Source organism: Pontibacter korlensis, assembly GCF_000973725.1.
GTDB lineage: Bacteria > Bacteroidota > Bacteroidia > Cytophagales > Hymenobacteraceae > Pontibacter > Pontibacter korlensis.
Window position 1 is genome coordinate 317,221 of record NZ_CP009621.1, and the last position, 23,937, is coordinate 341,157.

Below are 23,937 nucleotides of genomic sequence, written 5' to 3' on the forward strand. Positions count from 1 at the left end.
CCTGCCAGAGCTGAAGCTGCATTAAAAACCGTGACTTGTGTGTGCCGCCTCAAACGCAAGCAAGGGGTGCTTCAGTCGCCATTTGATCAGGAATCACTATTTTACAAAGCAATACCATGATGATTGAGAATGAGGAGCCAGCTACGCTTTGTGTTGAATTGAGCCTAAAGCAGCTGTTTGACAGATACTATACCCGCCTAGTACACTTTTCAGCTCAAATAACAGGTTCCACACAAGCCGCTGAGGACGTTGTACAGGAAGCTTTCATCAAATACTGGAACCAACAGTCTGACGTTACTCCCCACCCATTGGCTGTTAAGAGCTACCTCTATACTGCCGTAAAGCACGCCAGCCTGAATTTTGTTCGGCACCAGAAGGTGAAAGCAGGCTATGCTGTAGACTTTGACGACACAGCTGTAGAAGATAGCCTTGAAAGTGCGATCATACATGCGGAGGTCCTCGCTGAGCTGCACCGTGCCCTGAGCACCTTGCCAGCTGTCTGCCAGCAGGTCTCCCGAATGTGTTACCTGAATGGAATGAAGAACCAAGAAGTTGCCCAGGAACTAGGCATCTCCGTCAATTCTGTCAAGACACACAAGCAACGGGCTCTGCAGCTCCTGCGACTACAGCTCCGCCCGGAGCTATTTGCCTTGGTGGTTTTCCTTAATTAGGCTTGACTGCAATAGTAGAAGCCTCCTTAGAGACCTTGCCATAAGTGCTCATTATAGTATAGCAAATTGTTCTTCTGTTAGCTACTTCCTTTACTTGTTGCCGTTGGCAACCTAAGGCTCTGACAACACTAGATACACAATCAACAAGGTTGCTGTATGTCAGCTGTTACGGATAGGTTACGCCTGCGTTATTTATTATTTATATCTAACTGGTGCTGTTTAATGGTCCAGGCAAGCACCTTACCTTGGCTATAAATAGTAAGTAATCTTGTTTGCTTGGTGAGTGCGCTTGCAGGCGCACTCTGTTTAACAACTTCCTGTATGCCGAGTTTTGTTAAAAGCGTTGGAATCTTAATAACCACATGCTCCGCTTTGATGCTGGCAGTCAGTCTGGCGGGTTTCTTTCTGGTGGATTTCCTGCCAATAAGAGCTGACAGCGTAGGAGAATCCCCCTTCTACCACCAGACCCTTCACCATGGGAAGCTCATCTCATTGCTGTTCACTGTTCTAAGCCTAAGCTCTCTGCTCACAGGGTTGTTCATAGCACGCTGTAAGAACTGGGCCAGGGTATTGGGGCGAGCTATCGCTTTGGTTTACCTAACTTACATCTGGCACCAGGCTTTATTTATTGCCGGCGGCACGGGAGTGGACATTGCACGTGGGTTGTTAGGGTCCATCCCTTTACTGCTACTCATCGGGTACTTAGGTAGGAAAGAGGTAAAAAATCACTTCGGGTTTTAAATAGGCCTACCTCTAGCAGTACGGCTTTGCTATGAAAACTCCTTTCCTGCATATACCCAATTGACTTCCTCCCAGGCTTAGAGGCACTCAGTAAAGGTTGCGTTCCAACGGCTGTCTGAACACCTAAGTCTATACTATGCTAAAACCTTCACAGGTTTCCCAGGGCCACTTGGCTCATAGCTGCCTTCAATATAAAAACCATCTGCTAGCCTCAACCTCATACTTACAAGTAGACCCTGGGCAGAGAGCCGGGGTCAAAGCAGTTACTCTAGCCTCTCTAAAGGTGCCCGCGCAGCCTTACACCCCACCCTTTCCTCTGTCTATCCCTAGGCTGCTTCTGTTATTGCTCCCATTTCCGCTAACTTCTTAACTCAAAGATAACCAGCTCATAACCTGCAAATAACAGCTCTATTTTATTTTTACACTCAAGCAAAGAAAGCCTTTGCCAGGAGGAGTTCTAACCAGATTCACATCAGACATGAGCAGGCAAAAGCTATTAATCCGCACCATTACAGAAAAGCTACTGGATATTTTCCTATTCAGGCTGTACTCCTTCTACTCCCCTTTTAAATTTAATAGGGAGAAACCTTAATGCAACACACCCAACCCTGCTGAATGGGACAAAAAAGAAAAGTAGAGGTAGCCGTCATTTCAGACGTGCACCTGGGAACCTACGGCTGCCATGCCAAAGAGCTGCTGGCTTACCTCAAAAGCATCCAGCCCGACACACTCATCCTTAACGGCGACATTATCGACATCTGGCAGTTCAGCAAGAGCTATTGGCCTGCCTCGCACATGCGGGTGATCAAGTATCTGATGGGCCTTATCGCCAAAGGCACCAAAGTCTACTACATCACAGGAAACCATGATGAGATGCTACGCAAGTTCACCGGGTTTCAGCTCGGCTCGTTTCAGGTGGTAAACAAACTGGTGCTGGAGCTTGACGGTAAGCGCGCCTGGATGTTTCACGGCGACGTGTTTGACGTGACCATGCAGCATTCTAAGTGGCTGGCAAAGCTGGGAAGCCAAGGCTACGACCTGTTAATCCTGCTCAACCGCCTGGTGAACTTCTTCTGCCTTAAGTTCAAACGCGAGAAGATACAACTGTCGCGCAACATCAAAAACCGGGTTAAAAGCGCTGTTAAGTTCATCAACAACTTTGAGAGGACTGCTGCTGACATTGCCATTTCCAGCGGTTACGATTACGTGGTCTGCGGCCATATCCACCAGCCGGAAATGCGCGACATTTCCAATCAGCAGGGTCGCGTTACCTACCTTAACTCCGGAGACTGGATTGAGAACCTGACGGCACTCGAGTTCGACCAGGGGGAATGGCGCTTGTACCGTTTCCGGGAGGACTTGAACGCGGTGGTCATGGATGAGGAAGAGGAGCATGTACCTACAAACCTACAGCTCTTCCAGCACATGATGGTAGAATTTAACCTCCGGTCTGCGTGAGAATTCTGTATGCTATCCAAGGCACCGGTAACGGCCACTTGACCCGGGCCATGGACATCATACCAGCCCTGCAACAACACGGTGAGGTGGAGATTCTGGTAAGCGGTTGCCAGGTAGACATTCCCCTACCCTATCCTGTCAGGTACCGCCTCAACGGCCTGGGTTTCATTTTTGGCAAGAGCGGGGGCATAGACTTCTACCGGACGTTTGCCAAGGCCCGCACACGCAGCTTCTACAGGGAGATGCGCCAGCTGCCCGTTAACGAGTATGACCTGGTGATTACAGATTTTGAGCCGGTATCGGCCTGGGCCTGTATGCTGGCCGGGAAGCATTGCGTGGGGCTGAGCAATCAGGTGGCGGTGCTCCATAAGCTGGTGCCCAAGCCCAAAGAGACAGACCACTTTGGGGCATTTATTCTCAGAAACTACGCGCCTACCACCACCCAATATGGGTTTCACTTCGCAAGGTTCGACGACACGGTTTTCACCCCAATTATCCGCAAGCAGGTTCGGGAGCTTACAGTATCTAACCAAGGACACTACACAGTGTACCTGCCGGCCCACGACGATCAAAAAATCATAAGCAGGCTTGGTCGCTTTGAAGGAGTTGAGTGGCAAGTGTTTTCCAAGCACAACCGGCAGCCTTTCCGGCACGGGAACGTGTCGGTGCAGCCTATCCAGAATGAGGCTTTCCTGGAGAGCATGGCCTCGTCTGCCGGCGTTTTGTGCGCGGCAGGGTTTGGCACTCCTTCCGAAGCACTGTACCTACAGAAAAAGCTCATGGTCGTACCCATGAAGAGTCAATACGAGCAACAATGCAATGCGGCTGCGCTACAGCATATGGGCGTTGCCATGATCAAAAGCCTCAAGAAAAAGCACCTCCCCATCATAGGGCAATGGCTTGAGGAAGGCCAGCCGGTGCACGTAAACTACCCTGATGAAACAGCCTCCCTTGTGCAGCGTATCGTGAGTGAAAATACCTGACTTATAACTCTAACGCAGCAGGCACTCTTCAGAGGCACTGCTGCTTTTCTATATGCCTGATACTTTAACAAACCCGGTAGCTGAAAAACCGGTATTAACACGTTCTTCATTCGGCCAGGATTTTCAATGGGGGGTTGCCACGGCAGCCTACCAGATTGAGGGGGCGCACAGCGCAGCAGGCAAAGGGAAATCCATCTGGGATGTTTTCTCTGCCAAGAGGGGCAAGGTCAGAAAGCGCCACAACGGCAACACCGCCTGCGACTTTTTCAACCGCTTTCCTGATGACCTGCAGCTCATGCAGGCCATGGGTATTCCCAACTTCCGCTTCTCGCTTTCCTGGTCACGCTTGCTCCCACAGGGTACCGGTGAAGTGAACCAGGCAGGCCTAGACTACTACGACCGTTTGATCGACCATTGCCTGGAACTGGGCATCACTCCCTGGGTTACGCTCTACCATTGGGACCTGCCCCAGGAGCTCGAAAGAAGAGGGGGCTGGACTAACCGTGATATTCTGGGTTGGTTTGAAGAATACACTGCCCTATGTGCCCACCGCTTTGGTGACCGTGTCAAGCACTGGATGGTGCTCAACGAGCCGATGGTGTTTACCGGGGCCGGTTACTTTCTGGGGGTGCACGCTCCCGGGCGGCGCGGATTTGGTTCCTTTATACCAGCGGTTCACCACGCGGCACTCTGCCAGGCTACAGGAGGTCGCGTGCTTAAGGACATACTGCCCAAAGCCGAAGTAGGTACCACCTTTTCCTGTTCCCATGTGGAGCCCCTCCGCCAGCAGGAGAAAGACATACAGGCGGCTATCCGGGTGGATGCCCTGCTCAACCGGCTTTTCCTGGAGCCTGCCCTGGGCTTAGGCTATCCGCTGGACGATTTAAAATTCATGCGCCGGATCGAAAAGTACATGAAGCCTGGCGATGAGGAGGTGCTAAAACACACCTTTGACTTTATCGGCATTCAGAACTACACCCGCGAGGTTGTGAAATATGCTTTCTGGACACCTTTCATACAGGCTAACCTGGTGCCGGCCAAGAAACGCGGGGTACCTTACACGCGCATGAACTGGGAAGTATACCCAGAGGGAATCTACCACCTGCTCCACAAGTATAGTGCCTACAGCGGCATTCCCAAGCTCATCATCACCGAGAACGGGGCCGCCTTTGCCGATGAAGTGTACCAGGGGCAGGTACACGACCCCCTGCGCGTAGACTTCCTACAGCGCTACCTCCAGCAGGTGTTGCACGCCAAGCAGGAAGGGGTTAATGTACAGGGATATTTTGTGTGGTCTTTCGTCGACAACTTTGAATGGGCTGAAGGCTATGACCCGCGGTTCGGGCTCGTACACGTAGACTTCGATACCCAGAAGCGTACCATTAAGAGCTCTGGCTATTGGTTTCAGCAATTTCTAAAGGAGAGCAGAAAGTGAGGTTGGAGTAGTAAAGCTGACTTTGACTGATGCTATTGCCCGCTCCACATACTTTCAGGCATATTGTGCTGTAGACTTCCTTGAAAGTCGGCCATTGTAAAGTTACAAAAACCTATAACTTTATAATGGAATGAAAAAGACACGCTTCACAGAATCACAAATCATCAAGGCCCTCAAGGAGCACGAGAGCTCTGTCGGGAACTTGGGATCACCACCGCTGCCTTCTACAAGTGGCGCCAGCGCTACGCAGGACTGGAAGTCAAAGAACTAAAGCGGATGAAGGAATTGGAGGAGGAGAACGCTCGCCTCAAGAAGATGTTCGCCGAGCTCTCGCTGGTGCACCACGCCCTCAAGGACGCTGTGGAAAAAAAGGTACTGTCTTGAAAGTCAAGAATTTTAGTTGCATTTTTCTTATCTGTTCCTTATCTTTAGTCTACCTGAAAGAGAGCTCCCGGGCCGACTGGTAGGGGAAGTTCATCTTGTGTAGCCCTGGCCTGAGCCGGGGCTATTTCTTTTTCCCCTGTCCCTGGCTCCGTTTCTTCTGTTATTGCGTCTTTGTCAGCTTCGCTGACACCTGAAAGAGAGGCTCCGGCCTCCTGGATGAGGTTGTTGTTTTCAGTTTCCTCCTGCTTTTGCCCATACTGCGGGTCAAAGGCCTGGTTCCTTTTCCAGAGGGTGTAGATGAGCACGAGCAGCTTCTTTTGCACGGCCACGTAAGCCACCATCTTCCTCTTTCCCTTGCCTGTCAGGCGCTCATACAGGGCCCGGCAGACGGGCACCTTGCGGCTCACGGCATTGAGTGCCGGCATATGCAGTATGCGCCTGATATGGCTATTGCCCTGCTTAGAGATCTTCTCTCGGCCCACCCTGTTGCCCGACTGGTTCTCCACCACGTCATAGCCGGCGTAGCTGACCAGCTGCTTGTGGCTGGTGAACAGGGCAAAGCCGTTGGTCTCGGCCACCAACGTGGCCGCTGTCAGCAGGCCTACTCCCGGAATAGTAGTGATTTTCTGTATCCGCTCCTCCAGCTGCGCATCGGCCTGCAGGGTGGCCTTGATCTCCCGGGCGATCTGCTGCAGCTGCGCCTCGTAGAGCTGCAGGGTTTTGTTAAGCCTTCGCTGCGTGCCCTTGCCGGGCAGCATGGCGTGGGACTCGGCGTGGAGGCGATTGATAGCCTCTGTTCGCATCAGCTGCACCTGCTCATGCTCCCTGGTAAGCTTGCGCAACAGGTAGAGCTGGGGGCTCATCGGCTGCCAGGGCGCCAGGTGCCGTTCCGCGCCCATGTGGGCCAGGGCCTTGGCGTCGATCCGGTCGTTCTTGGACTTGTGGCCCAGGCTCTGGGCAAACTTCCTGGCCCGGTTGGGCAGCATCACTACTACCTGGCGACCCTGCTGGTGCAGCCGCCAGGCCAGGTTCTCGTAGTACACCCCGGTGGCCTCCATGATAAAGACGAGCTGCGCTTGCGGGTTTTCCCATTTGCCCGCCCAGCGGCTGAACTCAGCAAAGCCTGTGGGGGTGTTGGCAAATTGGCGTGTGGCTTTCACCACCACCCGGTGCTCTGCTGTGAGCACCGAGAAGCAGGCGTCGAACTTGTCCTTGGCGATGTCGGCGCTCACTGATTGCTTGAGGATCATCATGGCCTAGAAATTAAAAGGTGTAACAAAGACTTGAAACCCGTTGCCCTCCCCACTGCTTTTCTCATGGTCTTATGCCAGATCATCTCCTGTGACCAGATGTCCGTAAGTACTGTTCCGCCTCAAGGGAAGAAGCAGGCAGGGTGGAACTTCCTTTTTTTCTGTATCACCCAAGGTGTACTTGCTTTAGGGCATTCTTGCCATCCTGCCTGTGGTTCCTTTTGTTCTTACTTGTATTTTCCCTACTGGATTCAAAGATATGAGCTGTAGGGCTCGGGCGAGAAGAAGGCGCTGGTGGGGTTATGGTAGAGGAGCACGGGGTGAGCGTGCGTCAGGCTTGCAGGGCAGCGGGTGTAGCCAGAAGCACCTATGAGTACAGACCAAAAGAGAAAGACGACAGCCTCATCGCCCAGGAGCTGCAACTGTTGGTGGAGAAGCACCCGGCCATCGGCTTCTGGCAATGCTTCCATAGGATCAGGAGGAAGGGCCACGGCTGGAATCACAAGCGGGTGTACAGGGTCTACAGCCAACTGAGATTAAACATCCGCAGGAGGCACAAAAAGCGGCTGCCGGCCTGCGTGAAGCAGGCTTTGTTCCAGCCGGAGAAGATCAACCAGGTCTGGTCGGTGGACTTCATGAGTGACAGCCTCTGGGACGGCCGTAAGTTCCGGCTCCTCAACATCGTCGATGACTATAACCGGGAGATCCTCTCCATGGAGGCGGATCTCTCGATCCCGGCTCTTCGGCTGATACGGGTGCTCCGGGTACCTCAAAGAGTTCAGAGGGCTGCCGGAGATGATCCGGGTGGACAACGGGCAGGAGTTCATCTCCCAAAAGCTCGAGGACTGGTGCAAGGAGAACAAGGTGCGGCTGGTGTTCATCCAACCCGGCAAGCCCATGCAGAACGCCCACATCGAGCGCTGCAACGGCAGCATCAGAAGGGAGCTGCTCAACGCCTACGTGTTCAAAACGCTATCAGAGGTGCGCCAGAAGGCCGAGGAGTGGATGGAGGACTACAACCACCACCGGCCGCATCAGGCGCTGAACTTCAGAACGCCGGTGGAATTATTGGAGGAGCTCACAAACCACTAAACTGTCAGATAAACTCCGACTTTTGATTAACAATTACGTTTCAAATTAGCAAGAAACCCGCTATTGCTTATACATATTGTTAGCGGTTCGGCTTTTTTCATTCAGTTTGATATTGCGTAAATTATTAGTGTTAATAAAATTATTCCTAATGCTTGAGCTGTTCCTGTTATTGCTCCAAAAGTTAAAGGTTTTTTCATTATAGGAATTACAGAGGTTGTAAAAACAACTGCCGTAGCAATCCCGAATCCTATCAATATCCCAAGTCTTAATGCATCATTGTATGAATTTGCGATTGTAAGCTTCAACAGAATGGCGATTACAACTGTAGTAACGCAACAAGATACTAAAGGCACTATGTAATAAATGTTGGTTTCTTTCCAATTTTCAGGTCTTTGAAATCCCATCGCTTCTTCCCACTTTTTACCGAAAGCAAATTGCCGGTGCCAAATACCACAAAATACACAATAGAATATTGTCCCAACTGCAATAGCGACCCAATTAAGTTCTGTTATTATCTCCATTGGGCTATTTCCTGGATTTCATTGCTTTCACTTTTTTAATTTCCGTGTCCGCTAAGAATTTTTGATAATCGTCTGTTTCCATTCCAAAAAGCGCCACCTTCCCGTTACTGTCGCTATGAATGCCAAAACCGTAAGTTTTGGTCAAAGGGGAAGCTCGGAAGCAAGGTTGTCCATTTGAGAAAAACTGATCTCGTGCTTGTTTATATTCGGATTTTGTCAATTCCTTTCTGTCAGCAAACACCTGAAAGAAAACATCATCAGAAGTGAATTTATAGGGATTTTTTGCAATCATTTCGTATTGCATTTCCGCAACAGTCTTTTTGTCTTTTGTTGGTGGTTTAGTTCCACTGTCAGCTTTTGTGTCGTCCGCAACTTCAATAAAAGTGTCAAAATAGTTTGTAGAATGTATTTTCATTTCGTTGTCGCTTTAATTCTTTTTGGTCGTTTTTAGCTGACCGCTAACGTTTAGTACAAAAGGTGAGCGAGGCTTAGGCGAAGCTTAACTTTTGTGCCGTGTTGGGGAGAGCTTTTCTTATTTCAGCTTATTCACGTGAATTTCTAAAAATCCAATTCCTGTATCTTCTACTTCTTCCAAGTACCCTTCTTTCATGATGAAACATGATTGAGTGAAGTATTCTTTCTGCTTAGGATTGTCGCTGGCGGTGATAAAGAGGGTATCTGATTTCAAGTAATAGGTTCCAGCTGATTTTACTTCTCTGAATCCACCAATTTCAAATGTCTTATCTTCATAAAGCTTTAGTACTATGCCGCCGATTGATGCTTCTCTGGAAGCAACTAAAACTTCTTTCTTGTTTTCAGAATTATAAGAGAAGAACAGTTCTTCCGCTACTATTAATAAACTTAATGATAATACCGCAGAAGCAAAAGATATAGCTGCATTTCTTAGCGTTGCTTTTCTTCTTTTTATCAGAAAGCCTAATAGAAATATTAAAGTTAGTATGAGACCAACTGCCATTATTAATATCACTATTATTGAAGCTATTTCCATACTTTAAGTTTACCCCAACGGTTGGGCTAAAAAGCGTTTAAATGATTTTTAGCTTTTGTGCTTGTTGCACAACCTATTGAAGATAATCGTAAAAGCATATATTACCAAATCTTTGACAGGATGCAGGGCAGGAAAACTTTCGAAGACGAGCGGGAGCTGTGCTTCTCGCTCTCGGTGCACGTGCCGGCGCACAACTTCTACCGGCGGCTCAAGGACAAGCTCGACCTGGAGTTTCTCTACGAGCTGACGGCTCCTTATTACGGCAGGTGCGGCCAGCACTCGATTGACCCGGTGGTCTTCTTCAAGCTCTGCCTGGTAGGGCACCTGGAGAACATCAGCTCTGACCGCCGCCTCATTGAGCACTGCAGCCTGCGCCTGGACCTGCTCTACTTCCTGGGTTACCAGCTTGACGAGCCCCTGCCCTGGCACTCGACCGTATCCCGCACCCGCCAGCTGCTACCCACCGAACTCTTCGAGGAGGTCTTCACCCGCGTGCTCGCCCTGTGCGCAGACGCCGGTATGGTGTCAGGCCATACACAGGTAGTGGATTCAGCCTTGATCAAAGCCAACGCCTCGATGGACTCGCTCGAGCTGAAGGTGCCCCGCCAGGAACTGGCTGATCATCTGGAGCAGGTCAGAGCCATCAGCCCTGCCGACCGCAAAGCCATGCGTGACAAGGCCAGCCAGCAGCAGCGCACCCTCTCCGCCAGCCGCGACGAGCTGCAGGAGATCCGGGCCCGTAACCGCAAGTGGGGCAAGGACCAGCACCCCGGAGCGAGCAACAAGGATAGCCGCTTCACCTCCAACAAGACGCACTACTCGCCGGTGGACCCCGACTCCCGCATCGCGGTAAAGCCGGGAAAGGCCCGCAAGCTTTGCTATCTCCTGCAGCTGGCGGTGGACACCAGCCGCCATGTCATCACCCATGTGCATGCCGACCTGGCCGACAAAAAAGACAACCAGTGCCTGCCTCCCCTCTTACAGCAACTGCTCCCCAGGCTAGAGCACCTGGAGCTACACTGCAGCACCTTGCTGGCCGATACTGGCTACTCCTCAGGCGAGAACTACGCGCTCTTGGAGCGGCAGGCCGTCACGGCCTTCATCCCGCCCCACGGCCCTTACAAAGGTGGGCCGGAGGGCTTTACCTACCACCGGGAGGGTGATTACTGGCTGTGCCCCGAGGGCAGGAAGGTGACCTTCCGCAACGTGCTGGTGGAGAAGAAGAACAGCAATAAAAAGAGAACCTACTACACGACCAGAAAGGACTGCAGAAACTGCCCCTCAAAAGAGAGTTGCATCGGTCACTTGCATGTCAAAAAGATAGAGGTCACCTACTACCGCGACGAGTACGAGCGCACCATTGCCCGCCTGAACAGCCGCTGGGGCCGGCGCATGAAACGCCTGCGGCAGGCCACCGTGGAGCCGGTGCTGGGCACGCTGCTCGACTTCCTGGGCATGCGCCGGGTCAACACCCGGGGGCTGGAGCTGGCCCACAAGGGTATGCTGGTGGCCGCCGCAGCCTACAACCTGCAGAAGTTCTTGCGCTTCACCCCAAAAAGAAGCCAAACAGCCGTCATGGCCCTGCCCAGGCCTGACCTGGAAACGTTTTTCAAGATGGTTTTGGGGAGCCTGAAGAGAAGTGAAATCAGAAATGGTATAGAGACCACAAGTTACTGAAGAGTTGTGCAACAGCTACTGTGGTTATGGGTAGGAGTGCTATTAATGCACTAATTTGATATGGCTATTAGTAAGTTCTATAACCCTAAATCTCTGCCCATAGATTAACCCTTCACCATTTTTTTCGTCATCACCATTCATATACAAATAGGTTGTGCCATTTATGATATCAAATTGGTAATCATAATAGATTTTTCTCCTTTTGCGATACAATACCGCTTCTTGAGGTTGAACAAATTCAAAATATTCATCCATTGTGGAGTTTGCTGGAATTTTTTCCAGTATCCATTCTGATTCTAATTTTAGGTTTTCAAGTTTTTCGTTTTCCTTCCATTTACCAACCAATCTTTTTGAAAGTAAAACATTAAAGTTTTCTCTCTCAATTTGAAGTTCCTTGAAGTAGCTTTCAAAGATTTCGTTTTCTAAATTCTCAAATGTTAGTGACTTCCAATCGCAGAATTTGAAGATTTTCAACTTTCGGTCGTCTATTTCAACTTCGTAATATTGAACATATGAACTTAGCATAGTCTCCTCGCAATCCTCTGAATAGCTTTCCGCTAACTTCACGAAGGAGTTTAAATTAGATATTGATTTTTCGCTTAGTACAGTTTTGGATGAAGCAAGTTTATCCTTATTTGGAATTGTAATCCTTCCGACAACGGCATTTCCTTCCAGATTAAATGACATTTCCCTAACTGTATAACTCTCATCACCAAAAGTGTGCTTTATTTTCAATGTATTGAACACTGGCTTTTCTTGCGTTGTGCAACCCAAAAGGAAAAGCGAGAATATATAAATGAGAATTTTCAAAATTTCGGATTTATATCTTACCCATAACTATAGTATATACGACAACATACGCTTATCTGCACTATGTACGTAGTTGCTGCAGCATGCTTTCGCACTTCTTTGCTGGCTAAATCCTGTAAAATTGAATGAGGCGTACATGGTCGTATATGTTTAAGCTAATATAGGTGTTTGCTATAAATTATCCAATGGGCTGGTGATTTTATCCAAGGCATGGGTGGTGATGTGGGTGTAGATTTCGGTGGTCTTGCTGCTCCGGTGCCCCAGCAGCACCTGGATATACCTTAAGTCTGTTCCCTGCTCCAATAAATGGGTGGCAAAGGAATGGCGCAGCGTATGGGGCGTGGCGGGCGCTTTTAAACCCGCCTTTCCCCTTACTAGCTCGAAAGACATTGCGGATGCTTTCCACCGTGTACTGCCCGCCCGTCTGCCCCTCAAAGAGCCATACATTGGGCTTATACGCTTCATAGTAGGCACGCAAACTTTCCAGTAGTTTTTGCGAGAGCAGTGTGGTGCGGTCTTTCTTGCCCTTGCCGCCCCGTATGAGCAGCAGATTCCGCTCTGACTGCACGTCGGTAAGCTTCAGGTTGATCACCTCCCCAATTCTTAGTCCGCCTGCATACAGCAACTGGAGCATGCAGCGGTGCTTTAAGTTCTCGGTCACGGATAGGATCCTGAGCACATCCTGCTTGCTTAAGACCTGGGGCAGGCGCTGGGGCTTTTCAGGCTGCTCTACCTGGCTGAGCTGCACTTCGTGGGGTAATAATACGCGCTTGTAGTAAAACCTCACCGCGTTGATCGACTAATTGCAAAGGAGCAGGAATAGGTGCCTGCCTGCTCCAGCGGGTTCAGGTAAAGGACAGGTAATTGAGAGGGATAAGCCATAAGTATAATGAGACGGTTACTGCCCCTAAAGGTAAAACCTTTCAAAACCGTATCCGTGTTACTACCCGGGTATACCCGGGTAGTAACACGGATACGGTTTTGAGCCAATCCAGAACATGCGCCCAGTGCGGCACCGGCATCATGGGCAGGAGCGACAAGCGGTACTGCTCCGACCAGTGCCGCTACCTGGCCAACAACGCCGCCAAGCAACAGAGCCAAGGTGAGAGGCGCGTGCAGCAGGTCAACGCGGCCCTGAAGAGGAACCGCAGCATCCTCCGCCAGCTCAGCCCCCAGGGCAAGACCACCTTGCCGCGGCAGTACCTGGAGCTGGCCGGCTTCGACTTCCGCTACCTGACCCAGATCTACCGCACGCAGAAAGAAAACACGTATCATTTGTGCTACGACTAGGGGTATATGCTTTTGCCCGAGGAAGAAAGTGCTGATCGTGAACTGGCAGCCTTACATGGACGGGGGGCGGTGATGGCGTTGCTGATGTGGCAACGTGTGCATGCCGGCCGCTCCCCTGTGGCTGTAGCCAAGGCGGCACACCACTTTGAATGCATCAAGTAAGTCAATCTCTTGCTGGCACAGCCTTCCTTGGCTCCTGCTGCCGTTCTCTGGTTTATCCTGCAGAGAGAGCCCATAACACAGTTCATGTTATAGTTAGGTTGATTTGAGCTTAAGGAATTCCTCTTATACAGATGGACATCTACTGGATAGCCAGAACCTCTCCCCCTGTTTCTTTCACTCCTGTAAATTATGGGTTTATTTTCACAAAAGATATTCACTATTTGCCATAACTACTCTGTAATGGAGGGTACAGCCCCAGAATAAGGAATTATAGAAGCTTACCTAGCACTTTCAATACACGATTCAAAATGTCTTAAAACGGCTTATTCAGCCTCTAAATAGGATGCTGTGATGTAACCTTGATTGATGTCAGTTGCGCTGAGTGAATGCCCCCCTTCGCCTTTCGCGGCTTACCTCTGTCGAGCTTTTACTACATACCTATTCGACCAGCCTCCTAACTAATGTCATCGCATGTCGTTTATTAAAGTAGATGTAATAATTATTTCAACTGACTAGATAATTATTATATTTTCATAACACTCTATTAATCATCTATAAAACAAACTTAATATGACAAAGGGACATAATCAGGACCGTAACAAAACGAGTAAACCAGAGGCTAAAAAACAAGGAGGGCAGGAAGGCCACCGCAGCCTAAGCGATCAGCAAAAGGATAAGAGCCCGAACCAAGGCCGTCGTGATGACAAAGACCAATCAGGCGGTACTAAAGGCCAAAACGCTATTTAAAACAAACTTACAGAAACAAACAGCCCCGGCAGCTTTACTTACTGCCGGGGCTGTGCATTTTTATACTTCTATAATTTAACGTCTCTCCTTTTTTCTGTCATCATAAGCGTCTTTGGCTTCGCGGCTTTTCTTCAGGGTAACAAACTCCACTTGCAGCGCTGCAATTTTGATTTTGTCACCTGTGTTTAGCAGATCCAGCACCTCCTGCTTGCGTGAGTTTAGCTCCCCTACCACAAACTCAGCGTAAGCCCACTGGTCCGGGCTCCAGTTTTGGCGGTATTCACGGGTATAATCAAGGGCACGCACAAAAGCATCACGCAGGTGCACTGGCTTTATTTTGCTGATCTGAATGGTACCTGTCATCTCACGCTCCCAACGCTCCAGCTCACGGCCGTCCAGGTTTACCAATTCGCTCTCATGCCGGGCCTCCCATTCCTGGTAGCGTTGCTTATACTCACTGTACTCTGCCCTGGACTTTTCTGAAAGCTTTTTCGTGTTGCTATCCAGGCTGTAGGTTAGCTCTTTAAACTCCTTTTTTACCGTTGGCCACTCAGCAGATATCGTGCTATCAGCCTGGGAACTGCGCTTCTGCATCCAGGTACGCAGGTCTGCAAGATCCCGCTCCAACTGCGACTGCGCCTGCGCTACATTAATTGTTATAAAAGCCATTGCGGCTACCAGTATCCATTTAAGGGTCTTCTTCATAGTGTTTCTAATGTGTGCTTGTAAACTTTAACAAGCTATTACCGTAAATATTGTGCCACAAAAATACTCTTAGCAGGCTAAATATCCAGCCGCAGACGGCAGCAGAGTATAAAGCGATAGGTAACAAAACCATAACACCTGTCATACTAAGCCACACTATACTTTTAAAGGTAAACATCGTTTATAAGAAAGCATAAAGTATGGCCAAGTAAGTATGGCAACAACACAATTTATGAGTAAACACCACAAAGCCAGTTTTCATGAGACGGTAGTTTCGATGAGCAGCGACGATGACGTTATACTGAGCGTGAACGACTTTCCGTTCAAAACAACGCTCAGCCTGGCTCCGCTTATTTCTTATTGGGAAGACAAGCTAGTAAACGACCCTAATTGTAATACCGGCCGCGTGCGTGAACTTATCAAACTGCTGCGTAGCACTCCCGAGCTCATGGGCTCTATACAGGATGTTTCTGTTATTGATAAGCATATTGATACAGTAGACGTGCTGATGGAGGATATTTTTCCCGGAGCCTTATGGGAAAATGACCTGAAGGCTGTTTCGGTGCCATTCCGCTTCCAGAGCTTTTATGCCACACCCAAGTTAGAGGAGTTGGAGCTGTTGGAGGGCAACGACTCCTCCGAAAAGCTTGACCTGGACCGCCAGACATTACTTTTCCGTCTTACGCTTCAGGCTTACACCATCATATTAGAGAAGTTTTACAACGCCAACTTTGTGGTGGAAGAGCCTTTTGTGTTTACTGTACATGACAAGTTTACTGGCTTGCCACGCCAATACAAGGCCGACGTTGACCTAAAATTTATGGAGGTACGGGCCAAGGGTGCAGTAAAACCACTGAAGACACAGCAAATTAACTTCCTGATCAACCGCTACAACGATTTGGACCTCTGGATGCAGCTTTTGCCCCCAGACAACTTTGAGTTTAGCGGATTTGCCATCTATGATTTTACTGATGTAACCATGGAGGAGACTATTTCCTCTCTGCGTTACGATTTGCTGGACAAGGATACAGTAAGCACTGAGGAAGGATTTGACAGCCTGCAGCAAAAGCTGCGTGTGCTCTTTGGCCTGCCAGGCATAAAACTTGGTTTTGCCTCCTGCCCTGAATCACGTGAGTTTGACACTAGCTATGCCCGCCGCATCTGGAGTGGCCTGATCCTGACACAGGATTGCAAGCTGTCGATAAACGACCTGAAAGGCTCTGTTTATGAGCCTGTGCTAAAAGAGGGCAGAACTGTAGTGGTAGGTGATTTACAGGAACTTCCTCAGCCTACAGCTATTGAGCAACAGTTGCTGGAAACCGGTGTGCGCAACCTTATTATTGCTCCCTTGCGGTATGAGGACAACACCATTGGACTTATGGAACTTGCCTCCCCTATACCCGGAGAGCTCAATGCCTTGTCCACCATCAGGCTAAAAGAGATTCTGCCCCTGTTTGCGCTGGCACTGAACCGCAGCCTGGACGAATTGCGAAGCAGCATTCAGAGCATCATCAAGGAAAAGTATACCGCTATTCATCCTATTGTAGAATGGCGTTTTACCCAAGCTGCCATCAACCTGCTGGAAAAAATGGAGCGCAATGCCAGCCCGGAAATCGAGCCTATCATCTTCCGGGACATATATCCAATTTATGGCTCTTCCGATGTGCGCAGCTCTGCTGCTGAGCGCAACAAGGCCATTCAAGGCGATATGCTGGAACAGCTGGTGCTGGCTAAAGAGGTAATCTTGGCTGTAAAAGACAAAATGCCGCTCGCTATACTTGATGAGCTCATGTTCAAGATAGACAAGCTCTCGCAGGGAATTTTGCACGAACTGAGCTCCGGGGATGAAGTGGTTATACTTGACTTTCTGCGTACTGAAATAGAGCCGCTATTTGACTATTTCTTTAAAAAGGAAGCATCTGCCCAGCCTGCTATTCAGGCCTACCGCTCCGCTATCAATAATCCTTACCGTACTGTTTATAATAAGCGCCGTGCCTACGAGGAAAGCCTGTTCATGATAAACGAGACCATTTCCAGCTTCCTGGACCGTGAAGAGGAAAAGGCACAGCAGATCTTCCCGCACTACTTTGAGAAGTATAAAACAGATGGCATCGAGTATAACATCTACATTGGTGCTTCTTTGCTCAGCAACGGGGATTTCCAGCCGCTCTACCTGAAGAACATGCGCCTGTGGCAGTTGATGCTTACCTGCGAGATTGCCCGCCGAATCCAGAAACTGCGCGCCAGCCTGAAGCTACCGCTCGAAATCACGCAGCTTATACTGGTACACTCTGACCCTATCTCCATCCGCTACAGGCTGGATGAGAAGAAGTTTGATGTGGAGGGGGCTAACAATATCAGCTATGAAATCATCAAAAAACGCATCGACAAAGCCACTATACTTGACTCTGAAGAGCGCCTGACGCAGCCCGGTAAGATTGCCATAGTGTATACACAGCAGAAAGCTTTGCAGGAGTACCTGCGCTATGTAGAGTTTTTGCAGGCAGAGGGATACATACAGGACGAGATAGAACACCTGGAAGTTGAGGACCTGCAAGGGGTGCAGGGGCTGAAAGCCATACGTGTTACGGTTAACCTAAAGGAGGAACTCCGGCACAACATAGATGCCGGCGATGAGCTCCTTAATATTGCTCAATCTGCCAGCCTGAACTAAGAAATCAGCAAGTATAAAATATTACAAATATCATATTTATTAAATATTTTAAACTTTTTTTCACATTCTCCAGTAGCCACATATCACTACATAAATAACCTTATTATCAACTACTTATACCTTCAAAGCAGCTCCAGAACTATCTCCCCCAGAAACTTTTCTTCAGACCAAGTGCAATTATTTAGAAAAAGAAGGCGTTCTCACTGAGACTTGCGGGCAAAGGCAGCCGGCAAGTGTTGTTTCATCAAATCAACTTTTAGCCCAATGAAACTGAGAAACAAATTTATGCCTGCCATGCTGATGTTAGGCGTGGTAGCGTTTAGCTCTTGCGAAAAGCAGGAAGGAGAGTCTGTTCAGCCAGAGTTTGAACAAGGCATGATCTCACACATTATGGCAGATTCTGCCGAAGTAACCTCTTACAGCTTTGCAGGTAAGCAACTAAGCCAGGTAAACCACTACGATGTGGAGACAGGCGATCTGGAGAGCTTTGAAAAGTATGAGCGCGACAGCAAAGGCAGAATTTTAAAAACCAGCATGTACGCTGGCAAGAACCAAGCCCTTCTTTCGGAGCAAAGCTTTACCTACAACACAAGCGGCGAGCTGACAAAGAGCAGCATGGCTTACTACAACAACAATAAGTTGGAGTATACAGCCTACGCTACTTACGAGTACGACTCTAACAACAAGCTGGAGAAAAAATCTCTGTTTGAAGGTACTGACGAAGAAGGCCAGGGAGAACTGAAGTCTTTTACCAAGTATGAAGTACTGCCAAATGGTAACTACACGCAGGAGAAACAGTATGTGGTTGATGATAACAACGAAGCAAAACTGTTCTCTACCACAACAAACTCTTTCGATGCCAGCACGAACCCTTTCCATGGGTTAACTGAGCCAGGCACTGCCAGCAGCCCGAATAACCTGGTAGCTTCTAAAACTGTGGTACATAGCAGCAAGAAGACTTACGAGTACAGCTATACTTACACGTATGACGAGCGTGGCTATCCACTAACTCAAACAGTGGTGTCGCCAAACGGTAAGCGCCAGACGTACAAGTACCTGTACAGCAACTAAGGTACCAGAATTATTTTGCAGCAGCGGCCTCAGATAACTTATCTGAGGCCGCTGCTGTTTTGTACCTGTCTTACCTACACTCCCGCTACTTTTGCAGAGATATCGGCAGAAATGGGTATATTGGGAGAGCAAACAAACAAATACTATGGCAAAAACTAAGATTACAGTAAACAGCAACGGGTCCTTGCGAGTAGAAGGCGATGAGTTCGAGATAGTAGACAAAGAGGGTAACAGCTACGGGCTGGGCGGACGTACGCTTGTGTCTATCTGCCGCTGTGGCCTCTCTAAAAATAAGCCTTTCTGCGATGGCTCCCACAAAGGGCACTTTGAGCATGATGCAAAAGCTTTCGATCTTCCTCCTAAAAAATAACACCTGATGGCAGAGCGCCTGGTTACCATTGCTACGTTTAACGAGCTTACAGAGGCCCACATCGTGAAAGGTCGCCTGGAGGCAGAGGGTATACTTTGCTTTTTAGGAGACGAACACATTGTGGGGGTGCAGCCGTTTTACTCTGTGGCTGTGGGAGGCGTTAAACTGAAAGTAACCGAAGGCGACGTAATGGAAGCCAAAGCTATACTTGCCCGCATTCAGGAAGGCTCCAGCCAGTTCGATTACGATACTGTTGAGATGGCCCCACCTATGCAGGAGCACGTACAGCCACGCACCTGCCCTAACTGTGGTTCTGATAACGTAGCCGAGGAGAAGTATAACAAAACGGTATTTTCATTCAGCTACCTATTGCTGGGCTTCCCGGTGCCCTTCCTGAGCCGGAAGTATAAATGCTATAACTGCGGCCACCATTGGAAGGACAGGAAATAGAAAAGGCAGCCATCATCGGCTGCCTCTTCTATTTCCTGTCTACTTCTCTTTTATTCTGCCCGTTCAATAAACGGCCTTGGGAAGGTAGTCCACACGTCGTCTCCTGGGCGGTCAAGAGGCAGCTCATCTAACCGGCCGTAGCGACGCATATCCACCCAGCGGTGCCCCTCAAAGTATAAAGAGAAACGGCGCTGCTCCAGCATCTCATCTATCAGAGCCTCTCTTGTAACCAAGCCCGTGTAAGGCAACAGCCCATGGCCTGTGCGGATAATATTCAGTGCTCTTACTGCTTCAAGAAGGTTGCCGGTTTGGATGTTAGCCTCCGCATAGATCAGGATCAGTTCCTCGTTCCGGATGAGTGGGATGGGATCTGTGTTTGATTTGTAAACCGCCACATCATACTCCCCTGTAAGGCCACTTTGTGTAGCTATTTCGTTTCTTCTGGATACTTTCGAGATTCTGTCATCACCAGGAGCAATGTCCTCAACAAAGCTTGGATGGGCTATACGCACCTCCCCTGTAGCATTAGGTGCATAAAATGCGGGGTTCAGCTGGTCGTTTGGCGCAGTACTGAAGATATAATACACTCCTTTCGCAAAGTTATCGTTCAACTCCAGGAACGAGCCTTCCAAGGCCTGCAGTGCTCCGGCAAAGTCCTCGCGGTACACATCTACCCGGGCAGCCAGGGCACGGTTAAACTTCTGAAAATCCTCAGGATCCAGTTCATCATCCCCTGTATCGTACAGGTCGGCAAAACCAGAGGACAAAGCAAACGGAAACTCCTCCCCTGCATTCTGCGCATGAACCATTGCCTGATCAAGCAGGCCTGCAATAGAATCCAGCGCAGCAGGTCTTTGCACAAACGGTCCCAGGTTATCGAAGTCCTCCACATTAATCCGTATGCCAGGCTCATCCATCATGGTAAGGTTCATGAGTAACTGGTGTGCTTTGATGGTTTTCGCGAAGGCTAGGTATCCTTGCCGCTGCTCATCAGTGATCAGCGTAGTATTGTTGGCTGCTTCAATCAGGATGTTTGCATTCTTCACTACCCGATAGCGTGCTGCCCAGGGATTGGTTGTGTAAAATGTGTTATCATCTAAACGGGCACTACCGGCGCCCAATAAGTCTGAGGTAAAACGTGGATCAGCACTGGAAAAGCGGTAGTGCTCTCTGCCTATCACCCCCACGTTATCGAAGTACGTGCCTAATAAATTTCGCATCCCCGACTCTGTACCTACCACCATGTTGTTTAAGTCGTCCACAGTGGCATTCTCCAGCACAGACTCTACAGTAGGGTTGTTGGGATCCGGAATATCATTGATCTCGCAAGACGGCAGCACCAGTCCCACTATTATCAAAATGGCTACCGGTGCATGCTTTAGCTGTTTTATATGTCTTTTCATAAGTAGTATCACGTTTTGTTAAAAGCCAATTGAGAAATGGAAGAAGTAGCGTCTGGATGACGGGAAAGGGGTAACATCCACCCCTGTTGAAAGGCCGTTGCCGCCGAAGTTGGAAACTTCCGGATCATAGCTATCATAATCTGTAATAGTGAACAGGTTATTAGCCGAAGCCCCAACTCGAACCTGGCGTACCAGTCCACCAAAAGCACTTTGCAGGAAGGCTGTAGGCAGCGAATAGTAAAGGCCAATTTCCCGCAGGCGGAGGTAAGATGCATCCTGTACGAACGGCTCCGCGCTCGAACCTAAAGCACCTATACGCTCCTGTGCGTTAGACACTCCGTCTCCATCATCGTCGTCGTCGTAGTCAAAGGAAGTGCCGCCAAGGTCAGTCAGGAGCTGTGTCAGGTTTATGTTATCGCCCCCTTGCTTCCAGTGCAGCAGGAAGGAGAAAGTAAGGTTCTGCCTGATCGTAAAGAAGTTGTGGAAGTTCATCTGAAAATCAGGTGTTGCATCACCTAGTTGCACCACTCCCTCATCTCCTCTGATACCCGTAATCTGTGTAGCAGATTTGCCTTCCTCTATAAAGAAAGTACCTAGCGTGTTACCAAAGGCGCCTAGCGGGAAAGCTGGCACATTCAGCTCTGTTATCTCCGACACGTTTTTCCAGTAGCTTGTTCTGGAGTCCCATTTCAAGTTGGGTGTCTCTATTGGAGTTGTACTTAAAGCGAGCTCTACTCCCCGGTTTCGCAGCTCGCCGGCGTTAACAACCTGTGTAGAAAAACCACTTGAGCCGGGCACGTTCTGTACCAGAATCAAATCAGATACTGTTTTGACGTAATAAGTCGCCTCTAACAGTATTCTATCGTTCAGCACCCCTACATCTATACCTGTTTCAAACTCTTTTTGTCGCTCCTGCTTTATGTTTTCGTTACCCCGCTGTATAGGCACAACAGAACCCGGGTTACCACCAATGTTAGAGGGAGCAAAAGAAGTATACTTAGCGCCAAAAGGGGGGAAACCACCCGCCTCGCCGTAGGCAGCCCGCAGCTTAAGCAGGCTGATTGACTCTGCAGTCCAGAAGTCGAAGTTAGCCAGGTTCAGGGCAAGTGAGAACTTAGGGAAATACTGAAACTCGTTTACATCTGCATTGTTAGAAGATTTATCCAGTCGCAGACCGGCCGTAGCTATGATGCGGTCCCGGAAGTTCACTTCCTCCTGAAAGAAAAGGCCTTTGTTACGCACTATCTGCCGTGTTTGCTCTACCTCTAAGGCTCCGGCCTGGTCCAGGTTTGTCTGTGTACCGATAAGCTGTGTTGCCACATTCAGCACCTGGTCCTGGTTAAAGTTCTCCCGGGTAGCACCTACCGTGGTAGTAAATGTCAGGTTATCATCTGCCACAGAAAGGTTGTTAACCACAAAGGCAGCATAGTTGGTATTCAGGTTATAGTTGTTACCCCGAATGGAAGCACCTCCTGTACCCCTACCCTGTGACTGGAACTGCAACAACCTTGGAAAAATGGCGATTGTGCGCAGGTTGTAAAAGTCCAGACCAGCCCTAATGACAAGCCTTGTGTTAGTTGAGGTGCCACTATGAAGGTTAGTGTTTAAGGTTAAGCCTCCCAGGAAGCGATCTGTGTTTTCCTCGTTTGTTATCAGATCCCGGGTTTGAAGGAAGTTTGAGGCTGCAAAAGGGTTATCTGGGTACAAACCGCTCTCATCCGGAAACAGGTCTACAAAGCTAGGGGTTGCAGACAAAGCCACCCCAAAGGAGACACCTGCGTTATCGTTGTTGGTTAAGCCGCGGGAAGCAGAAGAGTTGATGTAGTTGGTGCTAAGGCTAAAGTCGAACGTTTTGGAGATGATGTGGTCCAGGTTAAAACGGACTGATTTCTTTTCGTAACCAGTCCGCTTGATGATTCCTTCCTCATCCTGAATAAGGCCACCAACAAAGAAACGCGTATTCTCACTGCCACCGCTTACGTTCAGGCGTGTGTTATAAAGCATGCCCGTGTTGCCGTAAAGCTCCTCCTCATAGTCTATCAGACGGCCTGCGTTACGTGCGGCCACAAAAAGTGGTACAGCGCTAGCTCCATACGTTGCCTCCACCCGTTCTTCGGTAAAATTGCGCATACCTAACAAATTGGCTGCCCTGGCAATGCCAATATCCTGCGAAAGGTCTACTATTGTTTTGCCGGCAGCACCGCGCTTGGTTGCAATAATAACCACACCCGCCGAGGCCAGGGAACCATAAATGGCCGCAGCAGAGGCGCCTTTCAATACCTCAATAGTCTCTATATCATCCGGGTTTAAGTCAGCGATACGGTTAGAGGCGTTGTCCTGGTTAGAAGTATTACCACCGCCACTGGCAGCTGTTACCGCATTCAGGCCGGACGAGATGGAAGAGTTATCTACTATAACACCATCCACCACATACAGTGGCTGCGCATTTCCGAAAATAGAAGTGATGCCACGCAACTTCATAGCAATGCCACCACCCGGTGCTCCTGAGTTAGACACCACATTCGCTCCCACTAGCTTACCGCTGATGGCAGCGTCCATGGTCTGTGGCGTTGTGATACCGGTTATCTCACGGGTATTTATGGTGGCTACTGCATTGGCTGCGTTGGCTCGCTTTACCGTTGTAGCAAGCCCTGTAACAACAACTTCGTTCAGGTTGGTAACACTTTCCTTCAGCTGTACCTGCAATTCTGTTACAGCAGGTGTTACATCTACTGTCTGCGATGTATAGCCTAGAAAGGAGAAAGTTAGCCTGCCGGTGGCAGTAGGCAGTGTGATGGAAAAGTTACCATCAGCATCAGTGTTGGTACCTACTGTAGTGCCAGGCACTACCACACTTACACCGGGTAAGGCTCTGCCAGATCCAAAATCTGTAACCGTGCCTCGTACAGTAGCCTGCCCGTACAAGGCGAGTGGCATCATACATAACAGCAGCAATAGTAGCCGCATAGGGTAATTTTTCTTCATAGAATGGAGGTTATAGTGATGGAAAAGGGAACAGTTGCAGTTAAATAAT

Annotated in this window: 24 protein-coding genes and 1 pseudogene; 15 read left to right on the forward strand and 10 right to left on the reverse strand. The window is 49.2% G+C overall.

Annotated features, from left to right (window positions below; genetic code table 11):
• The first annotated feature begins 116 nt into the window (after positions 1-116).
• From PKOR_RS01335 to PKOR_RS26070, 7 genes are all read left to right on the forward strand, one after another.
• Entirely contained in the window at positions 117-671 is a 555-nt protein-coding gene (locus tag PKOR_RS01335; RefSeq protein ID WP_052738662.1) for an RNA polymerase sigma-70 factor, read from the forward strand.
• 375 nt (positions 672-1,046) lie between these two features.
• Positions 1,047-1,412: a hypothetical protein gene (locus PKOR_RS01340; protein WP_148561602.1), complete on the forward strand. Its 366-nt coding sequence runs from the start codon at positions 1,047-1,049 to the stop codon at positions 1,410-1,412.
• A gap of 615 nt (positions 1,413-2,027) precedes the next feature.
• Complete coding sequence (locus PKOR_RS01345) at positions 2,028-2,870, forward strand: UDP-2,3-diacylglucosamine diphosphatase (protein ID WP_046308736.1); 843 nt, start codon at positions 2,028-2,030, stop codon at positions 2,868-2,870.
• The gene (locus PKOR_RS01350; RefSeq protein WP_046308737.1) at positions 2,867-3,853 is read left to right on the forward strand and encodes a glycosyltransferase family protein; all 987 of its coding nucleotides are present in this window, start codon (positions 2,867-2,869) and stop codon (positions 3,851-3,853) included. The genes PKOR_RS01345 and PKOR_RS01350 overlap by 4 nt, the downstream gene beginning before the upstream one ends.
• A gap of 52 nt (positions 3,854-3,905) precedes the next feature.
• Positions 3,906-5,288, forward strand: a complete 1,383-nt coding sequence (locus PKOR_RS01355) for a GH1 family beta-glucosidase (protein ID WP_046308738.1) — start codon at positions 3,906-3,908, stop codon at positions 5,286-5,288.
• A gap of 130 nt (positions 5,289-5,418) precedes the next feature.
• The gene (locus PKOR_RS26065) at positions 5,419-5,559 is read left to right on the forward strand and encodes a hypothetical protein (RefSeq protein WP_415837280.1); all 141 of its coding nucleotides are present in this window, start codon (positions 5,419-5,421) and stop codon (positions 5,557-5,559) included.
• Positions 5,496-5,672 (forward strand): transposase, encoded by a 177-nt coding sequence (locus PKOR_RS26070; protein ID WP_415837281.1) that lies wholly within the window; start codon positions 5,496-5,498, stop codon positions 5,670-5,672. Before PKOR_RS26065 ends, PKOR_RS26070 begins: the two co-directional genes overlap by 64 nt.
• 44 nt (positions 5,673-5,716) lie before the next feature.
• Here the strand turns inward: PKOR_RS26070 and PKOR_RS01365 are convergent, their stop codons facing one another.
• Complete coding sequence (locus tag PKOR_RS01365) at positions 5,717-6,925, reverse strand: IS110 family RNA-guided transposase (protein ID WP_052738663.1); 1,209 nt, start codon at positions 6,923-6,925, stop codon at positions 5,717-5,719.
• A gap of 299 nt (positions 6,926-7,224) precedes the next feature.
• Between PKOR_RS01365 and PKOR_RS26175 the strand changes: the two genes are divergently transcribed.
• A complete protein-coding gene (locus PKOR_RS26175) occupies positions 7,225-8,040 on the forward strand; it encodes an IS3 family transposase (RefSeq protein ID WP_235337109.1) in 816 nt (271 codons plus the stop codon).
• 75 nt (positions 8,041-8,115) lie between these two features.
• Here PKOR_RS26175 and PKOR_RS01375 read toward each other — a convergent pair whose 3' ends face one another.
• The 3 genes from PKOR_RS01375 to PKOR_RS01385 form a co-directional block, all read right to left on the reverse strand.
• Positions 8,116-8,535 (reverse strand): DUF1761 domain-containing protein, encoded by a 420-nt coding sequence (locus tag PKOR_RS01375; RefSeq protein WP_046308740.1) that lies wholly within the window; start codon positions 8,533-8,535, stop codon positions 8,116-8,118.
• Between the two features lie 4 nt (positions 8,536-8,539).
• Positions 8,540-8,950: a DUF6157 family protein gene (locus tag PKOR_RS01380; protein WP_046308741.1), complete on the reverse strand. Its 411-nt coding sequence runs from the start codon at positions 8,948-8,950 to the stop codon at positions 8,540-8,542.
• Between the two features lie 117 nt (positions 8,951-9,067).
• The gene (locus tag PKOR_RS01385; RefSeq protein ID WP_046308742.1) at positions 9,068-9,544 is read right to left on the reverse strand and encodes a hypothetical protein; all 477 of its coding nucleotides are present in this window, start codon (positions 9,542-9,544) and stop codon (positions 9,068-9,070) included.
• A 120-nt stretch (positions 9,545-9,664) separates the two neighbouring features.
• Between PKOR_RS01385 and PKOR_RS01390 the strand changes: the two genes are divergently transcribed.
• Positions 9,665-11,221 carry an IS1182 family transposase gene (locus PKOR_RS01390; RefSeq protein WP_046308743.1) on the forward strand — a complete coding sequence of 519 codons (1,557 nt, stop codon included), beginning with the start codon at positions 9,665-9,667 and terminating at the stop codon, positions 11,219-11,221.
• Positions 11,222-11,263: 42 nt separating this feature from the next.
• Here the strand turns inward: PKOR_RS01390 and PKOR_RS01395 are convergent, their stop codons facing one another.
• From PKOR_RS01395 to PKOR_RS25445, 3 genes and pseudogenes are all read right to left on the reverse strand, one after another.
• A complete protein-coding gene (locus PKOR_RS01395) occupies positions 11,264-11,968 on the reverse strand; it encodes a hypothetical protein (protein ID WP_148561603.1) in 705 nt (234 codons plus the stop codon).
• Positions 11,969-12,202: 234 nt separating this feature from the next.
• On the reverse strand, positions 12,203-12,496 hold the full coding sequence (locus PKOR_RS25440) for a tyrosine-type recombinase/integrase (RefSeq protein ID WP_148561786.1): 294 nt from the start codon (positions 12,494-12,496) through the stop codon (positions 12,203-12,205).
• Positions 12,444-12,818 (reverse strand): annotated as a pseudogene (locus PKOR_RS25445) (tyrosine-type recombinase/integrase); the annotation flags it as partial. The gene PKOR_RS25440 and the pseudogene PKOR_RS25445, both read right to left, overlap by 53 nt.
• Positions 12,819-12,895: 77 nt before the next feature.
• Here PKOR_RS25445 and PKOR_RS24645 point away from each other — a divergent pair.
• Positions 12,896-13,321 carry a hypothetical protein gene (locus tag PKOR_RS24645; RefSeq protein WP_148561604.1) on the forward strand — a complete coding sequence of 142 codons (426 nt, stop codon included), beginning with the start codon at positions 12,896-12,898 and terminating at the stop codon, positions 13,319-13,321.
• 732 nt (positions 13,322-14,053) lie between these two features.
• A complete protein-coding gene (locus PKOR_RS25180) occupies positions 14,054-14,230 on the forward strand; it encodes a hypothetical protein (protein ID WP_200897410.1) in 177 nt (58 codons plus the stop codon).
• Between the two features lie 75 nt (positions 14,231-14,305).
• On the opposite strand, the gene PKOR_RS01410 is transcribed toward PKOR_RS25180, so the two are convergent.
• Positions 14,306-14,935: a hypothetical protein gene (locus tag PKOR_RS01410; protein WP_046308746.1), complete on the reverse strand. Its 630-nt coding sequence runs from the start codon at positions 14,933-14,935 to the stop codon at positions 14,306-14,308.
• A gap of 232 nt (positions 14,936-15,167) precedes the next feature.
• Here PKOR_RS01410 and PKOR_RS01415 point away from each other — a divergent pair, with 232 nt between their 5' ends.
• From PKOR_RS01415 to PKOR_RS01430, 4 genes are all read left to right on the forward strand, one after another.
• The gene (locus tag PKOR_RS01415; protein WP_046308747.1) at positions 15,168-17,609 is read left to right on the forward strand and encodes a GAF domain-containing protein; all 2,442 of its coding nucleotides are present in this window, start codon (positions 15,168-15,170) and stop codon (positions 17,607-17,609) included.
• Positions 17,610-17,873: 264 nt separating this feature from the next.
• A complete protein-coding gene (locus PKOR_RS01420; RefSeq protein WP_046308748.1) occupies positions 17,874-18,680 on the forward strand; it encodes a hypothetical protein in 807 nt (268 codons plus the stop codon).
• A 145-nt stretch (positions 18,681-18,825) separates the two neighbouring features.
• Entirely contained in the window at positions 18,826-19,050 is a 225-nt protein-coding gene (locus tag PKOR_RS01425; RefSeq protein ID WP_046308749.1) for a CDGSH iron-sulfur domain-containing protein, read from the forward strand.
• A 6-nt stretch (positions 19,051-19,056) separates the two neighbouring features.
• On the forward strand, positions 19,057-19,500 hold the full coding sequence (locus PKOR_RS01430) for a putative signal transducing protein (RefSeq protein ID WP_046308750.1): 444 nt from the start codon (positions 19,057-19,059) through the stop codon (positions 19,498-19,500).
• A gap of 50 nt (positions 19,501-19,550) precedes the next feature.
• Here the strand turns inward: PKOR_RS01430 and PKOR_RS01435 are convergent, their stop codons facing one another.
• Together PKOR_RS01435 and PKOR_RS01440 are read right to left on the reverse strand one after the other, a co-directional pair.
• Positions 19,551-20,903 carry a RagB/SusD family nutrient uptake outer membrane protein gene (locus tag PKOR_RS01435; protein ID WP_046308751.1) on the reverse strand — a complete coding sequence of 451 codons (1,353 nt, stop codon included), beginning with the start codon at positions 20,901-20,903 and terminating at the stop codon, positions 19,551-19,553.
• A gap of 18 nt (positions 20,904-20,921) precedes the next feature.
• A complete protein-coding gene (locus PKOR_RS01440) occupies positions 20,922-23,888 on the reverse strand; it encodes a SusC/RagA family TonB-linked outer membrane protein (RefSeq protein WP_046308752.1) in 2,967 nt (988 codons plus the stop codon).
• Positions 23,889-23,937: the final 49 nt, after the last annotated feature.